Raw genomic sequence first — 11522 nt, 5'->3', positions numbered from 1 at the left:
ATACGTCTATTAACATATCCACAGATGAAGTTATCCACAAGGTCTGTAGAGGGGAGGAAACAAGCATGTTCATAGTAAACGTAGAAGGTGCAATCTGTAGGGATGATAAATGGCTTGTTATTACGCGAAGTACCAAAGAAGAACATGCAGGGGGTACTCTGTCGCTTGTAGGAGGAAAAGTAGACGTTGAAGGGGACACACTCGAAATCCTAGAACGGACTGTAAAGCGAGAACTTTATGAAGAAGTTGGCATCGAGATAAAAGATAATGTTACTTTTGTATACAGTTCCTCCTTTGTGACAGAGAATGGATACAGCGTTATAAATATGGTCTTCCTGTGCGAATATGACAGAGGTACAGCACATAATAAGAGTCCTGATGAGGTTGAAGCCGTACATTGGATGACCTACGATGAAATAATGAATCATCCCAAAGCTCCCCCTTGGACAAAAGAGAATATAAGAAGAGCAGCGTTAGCAAGGAGATAAAAACCAATGATGAGAAATGTTTATGTGGTGCGACATTGCAAAGCAGATGGGCAGGAGCCTGATGCTAGGCTAACTGAACTAGGTATTCAACAAGCTGAGGTTCTTGCTAAATTTTTCTTAGGTAAACACATTGAGTTTATCATTTCAAGCCCCTTTGAAAGGGCTTACCGTACCATATCACCACTGGCTGATCAAATTGGAGTAGAAGTTGTTTTGGATGATAGATTGGCTGAGAGGCTTTTATCAAGCAAGAATTATCCTGATTGGCAAGATATGCTTCGTAAGACATTTGACATTCGAGGACTTAGACATATGCTATGAGGGTGGAGAGTCCAGTAACACGGCTATGAGCCGTGCCATTAGAGCAGTAATGGAAGTCCTGAATGGTGAGAACAAAAACGTTGTATTAGTTTCACATGGAAACTTGATATCACTCTTACTTAAGCATTCACCGTATTGGATATAAGGAGTGGGAATCTTTATCCAATCCTGATGTATTTCATCTTACCTTCTCAGCAGAGGATAAGCCTAACATTCATCGAATATGGGCAGAGTGATTTTATATTAGAGCAACACTATTCTATGCAGTATGCACAGTCCTGCAACTACCCCGTAGCACCTATTTCTACAAGCCTGAGCCGGCTAAGAATGAACATGAGCAAAAGCTGGAGAATGCGGTTGTAGAGATATTTACAGCCAGTCGAAACAACTGGAACACGCAAAATTAAGGGGTTGCTGAATATAACGACAAACACAGTGGTTGGGGGCAAGTGAAAGTTGGTAGGCCCCACAACGGCAGCAATAGCATTGATTCGACATCTGCCAAAGCGACTTATTTCCATAGGAATGGGGCAATTCCGGGGAACTGCAATTCAGCGCAGCAGGTCCAGCTGTCACTATCACAAATGCATCTAACTACGATACCTCTCCAGATGCTGGCCATCAATGGAACTAGTACCACAGGAAGTATTAGTTTAAGATGACTTCTTGTTCTTTTTTACCAGAAGAGATAACACCAAATAAATATGATAATAAAGGATAGCAGCAACTGATCCCCATATGAAAAACTGTAGCAGTTGCAGAAAAGGAAGTTCTCCCTTAGTCACTATGAAAATATACGGTATGCATAGAATCCCACCACATACGATGTATAACAGAAGATGCGAAACATAATGACTCTCTCTCTTGTTCATCCATTTATCTATCAATAGAGAAATGGGTACTCCCAGCAATAAATACGCTGGGAGAAAATAAGTTAAAAGTAACATGAGAATGTCCAGAATGATTAGATACTGCATTTGCGCCCCGAGTACTATCAGAAACTATCGCTAGAATTAAACTCAATGTACATGCAGATAGAATTCCACTCAACAATCTTCTTGGCATGAGATTGCCCTCCAATTTTTTAAACTATAACTCAAACCAGAGACGAATTGTAGAATTCATGATTTGGCATTTGGGCGTGCGGAAACTGATATAGGGTAACGGCCGCTAATATTGAAATTCGCGTTATAATAATAGCCAATATTTGGAGGCCTGGTTGCACTCGGGGGTTATTTGAAGCGTGATTCAGTGTAAACGATATCGCACCGGCTTGAGACGTGCTTACATTAGAGAAGTAAATGCCTTCATCGGTGTCTTACGCTGCTGTGATTAGATTTTTATTTGCATCGTATAAACTTCCTGGTAGAGCGTCCTCTAGATGATGGAATTAAAGGGCTTTGACCCGTTGCGTACTTCCATCGTACTGAGGCGCTCGTTTTTTTGCAAGACTCGTAATAATCGCTCTACAGAAATGCTAATGGAAAGGAGGCCACTGGTCTTGTCTATCGGTGAATTGTAGCCATTGTCGCTGCACTCGGCGGTTTCGCGTACTTCTTCCATACCATGCTTTTGAGCTACAACCACTTTGGCATCGTGGTGTGTTCCTTTCTCAGCAGGTAAGCGAAAAACGATAAATTTAACCTTAGACCAGCTTTTGGCAGAGGGCAGCATTGCAAAGCGAATCAATACGCCTGGAAGAAAAATATTGGTGAACTCGCGGAAGCGGGTTTTATTCGCTCCGATAATTCCCGACTTTTAAAAGTGAAAGCGACTTTTGCCGTGCTTGCAAAATTCACACAGATAACCAAACCAGCAGGGGAATCGAACGAATTCAGCACGCTTCATGATCATTACTAGAAAAATAGTAGTCCTTCGTTCCAAAGGCGAAGTATAATAAAAACGGTAATAACTATTTTAAGATGTATCGGGGTGGATTGGGATGGAACCGTTGCCTGGGCAGCAGAAGGAACGAATAGATGAGGTGGATATTCTGCGCGGGTTTGCAGTGCTGGGAATTTGTGTGATCAACATACCGGAAATGGTGGGCAAGGGCCTGGCGTTTAGCTCTAGCTTCACCGGCTCTGACGGTGTGCTCAGACTGCTGTATGACATGTTCGTGCAGACCAAGTTTTACACGATCTTTGCCTTCTTGTTCGGTTTGAGTTTTCACTTGTTCATGCAAAGCGCGGAGCGGCGTGGATACAGTTTCAGGAGCTTGATGTCGAGGAGGCTCTTGTTGCTGTTAGTAATCGGAGTAGTCCACGGCGTGTTCATCTGGTTTGGGGATGTCCTTCATTCATACGCCATACTAGGCTTTTTACTTTTACTATTCTACCGGAGGCGCGAGAAAACGCTCTTGATCTGGAGTTCGTTGCTGCTGGGTTTATCGGCGTTAATAACGATCGGCTCCACCTTGCTTGCTCTGGCATTCTTTCCGGACGAGCTGAGTAAGCCATTGTTCCATGGCATCCCGGGCTGGGAGGAACGGGCGCACTTCATGCTCGTGTATGGTACGGGCAACCTGTTCCTGATGGGTCCGGAGATTCTAGGTTTGTTTCTATTGGGGATGTACGCTGGCAGGAAGCAGTGGTTTGTCGCTCGAGGACAGATGTCTGTCGGCGTCAGAAGGCTGCAGTGGATCTCGCTGGTTATATCGCTGCTGCTCTTTATTCCCATGGTGCTGCAGTATGTCACTGAACCGGCATATAATTCTAAGCTGGTCACACACTATACCTTTTTGTCTGGTAAAACGATGGCTGTATTCTATGTTTGCACCCTTGTGCGGCTTATTCGAGCCCTCGGCACGCAGCACTTCGGATATTTAGCAGCCGTCGGCCGAATGGCCTTCACGAATTACTTGACTCAGTCCATCGTTACCATGCTGCTGCTTTACGTTCTGTGGCAGAATGTGGGGGTATGGCCTCTTTGGGCTTATCTTATGTATTCTCTCCTCTTGTTCTCGCTGCAAGCCGTGTGGAGCAAGTGGTGGCTGCAGAGCTTCGTCATAGGACCGTTGGAATGGGGTTGGCGTGCGGCAACGTATGGAAAATGGCCCGCACTGCGGAAACAATCTGCCGGCGCCAGCAAAGGACTCACACGGGACGGATAGGTGCTCAGACGCCGACGGCTGGGTCTGCCGCTCACCTGTTTTGTCGGCCCGCACGTTAGGCGGTTTTTTCTATATGAAGTTGGACAATCAACGCATGTATCAGCAACCAAGCGGCACTCTGTTTGTCAAATATCCGCTTGGTTGTTTTTTGTTCATCAAACTCACGCTCGATGGTAGCAGCGCTACCGCTGCTTTGGTACGCCTCTCCAGATGAATCTGCACTGTTTTTAGGTTGAACTTGACAAACTCTTTTTGGCCGATGTGGTTGATGGCCGGAGCCAATGCCTCTTATGTCATCTTGCTGGCCGTTCATGGTGTTGAAGGACCAAGATCTATGGACAGTGATTGTGGCATTGTATAACATTAGAAGTAGCACAACGATGGACCAGCAATTTGTCGCACTGACGTTTTCCATTATTCCGCCGGCGATACTGTTTATATTCTTTCAGCGCTACATTATGCAAGGGTTTACATTTAGCGGAATTAAGGGCTAGCATGTGATGCTCAAACATATTTTTTAGTATACACAGGGATGGAGTGGATTGAATGTCGCGGGAAAACAGGGCGAAAACAGCGGTGGTGACCGGAGGGAGTATGGGGATTGGGCGAGGAATAGCTCTCGCTTTGGCCGCCGAAGGATACGATTTGGTAATCGCGCATTACCAGGAGCCTGCAGAAGCAGCAGAAGTCGCCGATCGGATTCAGCGGGAATATGGCAGAGACTGCTTCGTATTCCAGGGAGATTTAGGTAAGCATGAGACGCCGGAGAAGCTGTTGGAATTCGCAGCCGCTACGTTGGGGGACATACACGTGCTGGTCAATAATGCCGGCCTGAAGGGAACGACAAACATTCTTAACATCGATCCCGGCTATATGGACCGCATTATTGCGACCAACTTCCGGGCGCCGATTTTGTTAATGCAGCTGATAGCGAAACATATGATCACGCGCGGTGTGAAAGGATCGATTGTCAACATTACGTCATCGCGTGCGCAGAGGGCGTATCCCGGCGATGTCGTGTACGGCGGACTCAAAGCCGCGTTGGAGCGAGCGGCACAATCAATCGCTCTGGATTTGGCACCGTACGGAATTAGGGTCAATTGCGTCGCGCCAGGCGCGATCAAGGTCCGCGATGACGAGCAGCATAATGTCTTCTATCAAGCACTGGGTCCTCGTATCCCGCTGGAACGGCCGGGTACTCCGGAAGACATCGGCAATGCTGTAGCTTGGCTGGTATCCGACAAATCCAGCTACGTAACCGGTATCGTGGTGAGGGTGGACGGCGGATTGATTCTTCCCGGCATGCCGGAGCGGGATTCCCACGCGGTATGGGGCGCTGTACCGCGGAGAGATCGGCTACAAATGTAACAAGCGTGCAGCGCAGCTGCGCGGTGACGAGCTGCGCGATGCACGGCGGCACAGACAATAACAGAAACGGGGGAACCTGCCAATGAAAGAGTTATCGATCCGCAACGTAAAAACAATTCTCACCGCGCCGGAGGGCATCAATCTGGTAGTGGTGAAAGTGGAAACCTCTGAGCCGGGGCTTTACGGACTGGGATGTGCAACATTCACGCAGCGTTATCTGACGGTAGCCTCAGCCATAGAAGACTACCTGAAGCCATTTTTGATAGGCAAGGATCCCAGCCGCGTGGAAGACATTTGGCAAACCGCAATGGTCAGTTCCTATTGGCGCAACGGGCCCGTTTTGAATAACGCTTTGTCCGGCGTAGACATGGCACTGTGGGATATAAAAGGCAAATTAGCGGGTATGCCGGTGTATGAATTGTTGGGCGGGAGATGCCGCGAAGCGGCAGCGGTTTATCGTCACGCGAATGGCCGCGATGCGCAGGAAGTTGAAGATAACGCCAGAGCCTACATGGAACAAGGACTCAAGTACATTCGCTGCCAGCTGAATGGCTATGGAGGCAAACACACAGTAGATTCTCCCGATAATTCTCTGCCGGGCGCATACTACGACCCTGACAAATATGCACGCAGTATTCCACAGATGTTTGATCATTTGAGGAAGCAGCTTGGCTTCGATATTGAGCTGATTCATGACATACATGAGCGAGTAGCCCCGATCGAAGCGGTTCGGCTCGCTAAGGCGGTGGAGCCGCATAGACTATTCTTCCTGGAAGATCCACTCGCACCGGAGCAGTTGGATTGGTTTAAAATTATTCGCAGCCAGAGCTCAACGCCGCTTGCCATGGGAGAGCTGTTCTGCAGTCCAAATGAATGGATGCCGCTCATCTCGAACCGGCTGATCGATTTTATTCGGGTCCATATCAGTGCGATAGGGGGCATCACCCCGGCAAAGAAACTGGCACATCTGTGCGAAGCCTTCGGCATACGAACCGCCTGGCATGGTCCCGGTGATGTTTCACCTGTCGGTCATGCGGCTAATGTACATTTAGACATCAGTAGCAACAACTTGGGAGTACAGGAATGGCATGGCTTGGGTGAAATCCTCCAAGAAGTATTCCCGGGGTGTCCGCAACTGAAAAACGGATATGTATATCCGAACAGGCTGCCCGGTCTTGGTATCGACATCGATGAAAAGAAAGCGGAGAAATATCCATGCCAAAACATTCTTCCGGCTTGGACATTAACACGCTTGCCCGATGGCATGTCTACCAGGCCGTAGTAAACACTCACGGAAAGGAAAATGCGAATAACCATGTCTACTACAACCAAAGGGTATCGGTACGTATACGTAGGATCTTACGCAGAAGCATCTTCGCCAGGCATTTTCGTTTATGCTTTCGATGTTAATACGGGAGCTTTAACCCGCGTCGACGCTGTCGCAGGCATCGAGAATCCTTCTTATTTAACCTTAGACACTAAGCGTAATTGTCTGTATGCGGTGAGTGAAACGAGCGCGCCGTACGGCAGCGTACATTCATTTGCGATTGAGCATAGCACAGGCAAACTTTTGCATATTAATGAACAGTCGACTTTCGGCGGCGCCCCGTGTTACGTTAGCTTGGACAGGACGGGGGAATGGTTGTTCGTTTCGAATTACTCCGGCGGGAATCTCTGTGTTTACCCGATCAATCGGTCTGGCGGCGTTGAGAAAGCATCCTGCCAAGTGCAGCACCATGGTGGAAGCATTCGGGCTGATAGACAGGAATCCGCGCATCCTCATTCGATCCTTGTCGATCCTACCAATCGATACGTGCACGTACCTGATTTGGGTCAGGATAAGATTGTAGTTTACCAATTGGATCGGGAGAGCGGCGAGCTACAGCTTCATTCTGAAGTAAGCGCGCAGCCGGGCGCGGGGCCACGTCATTTTGCTTTTCACCCCAACGGAAAATTTGCATATGGAATTAATGAACTGAACTCGACAGTTACTGCTTACGCTTACGATAAAACAGAGGGCGCCCTCCATAGCGGTCAAATCGCATCGACTTTGCCTGCAGGCTATGACGGCGTTAACATTTGTGCCGATATACATATCTCGCCCACAGGAAGATTCCTATACGGATCCAACCGTGGACACGATAGTATCATCGTGTTTGCAATCGATCCCAAGGATGGAACATTAACCTATGTGGAACACGTCTCGACTCAGGGGAAGACGCCGCGGAACTTTGCCATTTCTCCGGATAACCGCTTTTTATTGGCAGCCAATCAGGATTCCAATTCAATCGTTACTTTTGCCATAGATCAGCACACAGGTACACTCCGTCCTGTCGCAGATGAAACATTGGAGTCCAAGCCGGTGTGCATCAAGTTTGCACTCTAGTGCGCTTGGCATGCTGGCGTATATGCACGCAGGGTGAGCGGAGGCCAATATCGGAGCCCAAGGTTCTGGCATAGGCCTTCGTTGGCGGTCCGGACGGGGAGGGTAAGTGCGTTGTGCGGGCAGAAAGCAGTAAAGCAGGTTTGGCGTTCTAGTGAATCCGCCTCGAACAGACGATTCAACATAAGCGGTGATCGAAAAAATGTAGGTTAACGTGCGTGCACCTCAGGACCAGCTGCTGCTTGCACAATCTGTCACCGTATGCACATAAATCACTTGGATTTTGCGGGTACCCGAAAGTATTATTAGTGTTCACACGAGAGCCGGCAGCTCCTGAGAATGAGGAGCTGCCGTCTAGCGAGCGTGCTTGGATCATTGGACGGCGTTGATTCGCCTTTGTGCGATTTTGTTCAGCCGCGTGAGGTCTTCGTCGCTCCAAGCCACCGTGATATCGCCCGTTACAGAGGTTTGGCACGCGAGACGGTAACCTTGAGCGATTTTTTCCTGTCCTAGTCTGTCCACTTCCTTCTTCATCACCTTGCTGAGATTGTCATGTCCGTCCACGATTAGCACACGGCAGGTTCCGCATAGACCGCCGCCGCACTTGTAGGGAACCGCTCCCTCATATCTGATGGAGGTTCTCAAAAGATTCGCGTTTTTATCTACTTCGATAGTCTTGCCCGATGTTTGAAAAGTGACAGATGGCACAAGTATCCCTCCCCTTAGCTATGTGCCCATTATAACATAGCTGACTGGCTTATGGTATACCAAATACCATATTTGTTGATTCCGCCATTAGATAACATCTGTCAAGGGCAGCTCACGACTCCGCTGGTGTGGTCCTTGATTTGTATTAATGGATCTCGCAGCCCTGACTACGCACGCTGGATTGAGCTCGAAGCCCTGACTATGCACGCTGGATTGAGCTCGCAGCCCTGACTATACACGCTGGATTTGAGCTGGACTCCAGGAGCTAGTTGACACTCTGAATGATGCGGCCGCATGTAGAAAAATCTCCATGTCCTAGCTGAATATGCACAGCGTATACATAAACTGTGGTAGCATATGTGTAGTGGTGGCACGCATACCCTGGCAGCCGATGCTTTCGGCCGTTGCAGGGTGGCCAAAGACTCGCTTCTTAGCAAAGGAGGCTGATCACATGTTTACATGCATCGTCAACGAACATATCTTTGGCAGCGATAGACCGTTCGCCAGCTGTCATGCCTCTCATTTGGCGGCGCTTCCGAACGGGGATATAATAGTGGTTTGGTTCGCAGGAAGTCAGGAGGGGGCGGACGACACAGCGATATGGTGCTCTAGACGGCAGGCAGGCGGCTGGACGAAGCCGTCCAAGTTGGCTGATGCAGCCGGCCTGCCGCATTGGAATCCTGTGCTGCACCGTGCGCATGACGGAAGCTTACTGTTGTTTTACAAGGTCGGGCGCTTAATAAAAGAATGGTATACCATGCTGAAAGTTTCATATGATCATGCCCAAACGTGGTCTCAGCCGGTGGAGCTCGTCCGTGGCGACCGGGGCGGGCGAGGTCCGGTGCGTAACAAGGTCATCGTATTGTCGGACGGCACCTGGCTGGCTCCTGCCTCAACGGAAGACGGCATTTGGCAGGCCTACGTCGATCGTTCCGAGGATGATGGGCGAAGCTGGCAGCTCAGCAGCGCGATCCGGGCTGCAGGACTTGATTATACCAATATCTCAGCGGTCGGGGGCACTGGCATTCCAGTGTCGAAGCAGTCGCTCGTAGGGAGAGGTGTGATTCAACCTACAATGTGGGAGTCGGAACCGGGGAAAGTGCACATGCTGCTGCGCAGTACGGAAAATTTCATCCACCGCAGCGACTCGGACGATGGGGGCAGGAGTTGGTGTGCCGCCTATCCGACCCCATTGCCGAATAACAACAGCGGCATAGATTTAGTGAAGCTGGATAACGGAACGTTGGTGCTGGCATATAATCCGGTTGGTGTGAATTGGGGGCCACGAACGCCGCTCGTGTTGAGTGCCTCCCGGGACAACGGTGACTCATGGGCTGCTTCATTTGTATTGGAGGATGGCGAAGGGGAGTACTCTTATCCAGCTATCCTCGCACAAGGGAATGAGCTGTTCATCACTTACACATGGAAAAGAGAGCGGATCGCCTTCCGCCATGTCTCATTTTCCGATGAATAGCGAACAAATCCGTCCATAGAGGTAAGAGGTGGGTGCGTCTGGAGCACCGCACAAAAAGGCTCGACAGAAGGTTAAACAAAAGGCTCAACACGAGGCCCAACGAACGGGCTTCAGCAACCGGTGAAATGAGAGGGAGAATCAATGACAATGAAAATTTCCAAAGGGGTCTGGCCGACCATGGTGACTCCGTTCACCGACGATAACAAGATTGACTACGCTGCCGTCGAGCGGACGATTGAGTGGTACATTGCGCGCGGAGTAGACGGATTGTTCGCGGTATGCCAGTCCAGTGAAATGTTTTATTTAAGTTTGGAAGAGCGGGTGCAGCTGGCAGCGTTTGTGAAACGCAAGGCGGCACAGCGCGTGCCTGTCATCGCATCGGGCCACATTGCGGATTCTCATGCGGAACAGGTGAGGGAACTGAACGCATTGGCGGAAACAGGGATTGATGCGCTCGTCCTGTTGACCAATCGGTCGGCCGCCGCGGAGGAGTCGGACGAAGTGTGGAAGGCGAATCTGGAAAAGCTGCTGGCCGTTGTACCTGAATCGATGCCTCTCGGCCTATACGAGTGTCCTTACCCGTATAAAAGAATTATTTCCCCGGCAATGCTGCAGTGGTGCGCGGAAACCGGGAGATTCCTGTTTCTCAAGGATACGAGCTGTGATGTGGACAACATCAAAGCTAAAATGGCAGCTGTGAGCGGGACCGGCTTGAATATTTATAACGCTAACTCGGCGACCCTGCTGGCAACGCTGAAGCTTGGTATTTCCGGATACAGCGGTGTCATGGCGAATTTCCACCCTGAACTCTATGTGTGGCTCTCACGTAATGCTGCTGCCAAGCCGGAACAAGCGGAGCGATTGAGTGATGTGCTCAGCATGGCTTCACTGATCGAAAAACAGCTATATCCGGTTAATGCGAAATATTATCTGATGCTTGAGGGGATCTTCACGAATTACATTTGTCGTTCCAAAAACCATCAACAATTCACAGCCACGCACCGGATGGAAATCGAGCAGCTGCATAGGCTCACTAATTGGTCGTCTCAGCAGCTTAATTTGCTCAGGCAAATTTGACCCTTCCATTAAGGAACGGCTGCTTGCAGGCCAGAAAATGGCGACCGCCCCTATCGATGATCCTGAATATCTGAAAGGTGAGTTTTATCGCGAGAAATACCGCCAAGCCGTGCTGAAGGCAATGGCCGATCATGACCTGGACGCCATTATTTATCCGACATGGAATAACCCGCCGCGGTTGATTGGCGATCTCACAAGTCCTCATGGCAATAACAGCGGTCTGATGAGCCCTCCGACCGGCTTCCCGGCGCTGACCGTACCAATGGGATTCAGCCATGGCAAGTATCCGGCCGGGCTTCAAATGCTGGGCAGACCGTTCAGCGAAGGAACACTCATCCAGTATGCGTATGCATACGAACAAGCCACGCTGCACCGCCAGCCGCCGGCTGTTACTCCTAGCAGTTCGAGATAGGCTTCACGCTTATATCTCGCACGAGGGTTCCCCCCTGCACGTGCAAAATATTTGCTCGACGCAGAAACAGCCTGACAGAGCTCTCCCTGCAGGCTGTTTCTGTGTTCTGCCGCGTAGCGCCCCTTGGCCCTATGCATCCAGCATGGGTCACCCCTCATCGTACCGCCACGGCATTTTTC

At 49.7% G+C, this 11522-nt stretch carries 12 protein-coding genes; 11 read left to right on the top strand and 1 reads right to left on the bottom strand.

From position 1 onward, the window contains the following. The first annotated feature begins 65 nt into the window (after window positions 1-65). From CBW46_RS12785 to CBW46_RS12740, 8 genes are all read left to right on the top strand, one after another. Entirely contained in the window at window positions 66-488 is a 423-nt protein-coding gene (locus CBW46_RS12785; RefSeq protein ID WP_089200388.1) for an NUDIX domain-containing protein, read from the top strand. Window positions 489-494: 6 nt separating this feature from the next. Beyond that, a complete protein-coding gene (locus CBW46_RS12780) occupies window positions 495-809 on the top strand; it encodes a histidine phosphatase family protein (RefSeq protein ID WP_279386466.1) in 315 nt (104 codons plus the stop codon). Further along, entirely contained in the window at window positions 706-954 is a 249-nt protein-coding gene (locus tag CBW46_RS22155) for a histidine phosphatase family protein (protein ID WP_341538183.1), read from the top strand. The genes CBW46_RS12780 and CBW46_RS22155 overlap by 104 nt, the downstream gene beginning before the upstream one ends. 1797 nt (window positions 955-2751) lie before the next feature. Then, the gene (locus CBW46_RS12765) at window positions 2752-3921 is read left to right on the top strand and encodes a DUF418 domain-containing protein (protein ID WP_089200385.1); all 1170 of its coding nucleotides are present in this window, start codon (window positions 2752-2754) and stop codon (window positions 3919-3921) included. A 290-nt stretch (window positions 3922-4211) separates the two neighbouring features. After that, entirely contained in the window at window positions 4212-4415 is a 204-nt protein-coding gene (locus CBW46_RS12755) for an ABC transporter permease family protein (RefSeq protein ID WP_089200383.1), read from the top strand. A 52-nt stretch (window positions 4416-4467) separates the two neighbouring features. Beyond that, the gene (locus CBW46_RS12750) at window positions 4468-5289 is read left to right on the top strand and encodes an SDR family NAD(P)-dependent oxidoreductase (protein WP_089200382.1); all 822 of its coding nucleotides are present in this window, start codon (window positions 4468-4470) and stop codon (window positions 5287-5289) included. A gap of 82 nt (window positions 5290-5371) precedes the next feature. Then, window positions 5372-6571, top strand: a complete 1200-nt coding sequence (locus CBW46_RS12745; protein WP_089200381.1) for an enolase C-terminal domain-like protein — start codon at window positions 5372-5374, stop codon at window positions 6569-6571. Between the two features lie 33 nt (window positions 6572-6604). Next, window positions 6605-7675 carry a lactonase family protein gene (locus CBW46_RS12740; protein WP_165842288.1) on the top strand — a complete coding sequence of 357 codons (1071 nt, stop codon included), beginning with the start codon at window positions 6605-6607 and terminating at the stop codon, window positions 7673-7675. A gap of 369 nt (window positions 7676-8044) precedes the next feature. Here the strand turns inward: CBW46_RS12740 and CBW46_RS12735 are convergent, their stop codons facing one another. Further along, the gene (locus CBW46_RS12735) at window positions 8045-8380 is read right to left on the bottom strand and encodes a 2Fe-2S iron-sulfur cluster-binding protein (protein ID WP_089200379.1); all 336 of its coding nucleotides are present in this window, start codon (window positions 8378-8380) and stop codon (window positions 8045-8047) included. A gap of 451 nt (window positions 8381-8831) precedes the next feature. Here CBW46_RS12735 and CBW46_RS12730 point away from each other — a divergent pair, with 451 nt between their 5' ends. The 3 genes from CBW46_RS12730 to CBW46_RS12720 all read left to right on the top strand — a co-directional run bounded on the left by CBW46_RS12730 (window position 8832) and on the right by CBW46_RS12720 (window position 11343). After that, the gene (locus CBW46_RS12730) at window positions 8832-9854 is read left to right on the top strand and encodes a sialidase family protein (protein WP_089200378.1); all 1023 of its coding nucleotides are present in this window, start codon (window positions 8832-8834) and stop codon (window positions 9852-9854) included. 141 nt (window positions 9855-9995) lie between these two features. Next, a complete protein-coding gene (locus CBW46_RS12725; RefSeq protein ID WP_089200377.1) occupies window positions 9996-10931 on the top strand; it encodes a dihydrodipicolinate synthase family protein in 936 nt (311 codons plus the stop codon). Window positions 10932-10968: 37 nt separating this feature from the next. After that, window positions 10969-11343, top strand: a complete 375-nt coding sequence (locus CBW46_RS12720) for an amidase family protein (protein ID WP_089200376.1) — start codon at window positions 10969-10971, stop codon at window positions 11341-11343. Window positions 11344-11522: the final 179 nt, after the last annotated feature.

Source organism: Paenibacillus xerothermodurans (assembly GCF_002220865.2).
GTDB classification, from domain to species: Bacteria; Bacillota; Bacilli; order Paenibacillales; family NBRC-103111; genus Paenibacillus_S; species Paenibacillus_S xerothermodurans.
This window is presented reverse-complemented; position numbering and strand designations above follow the sequence as displayed.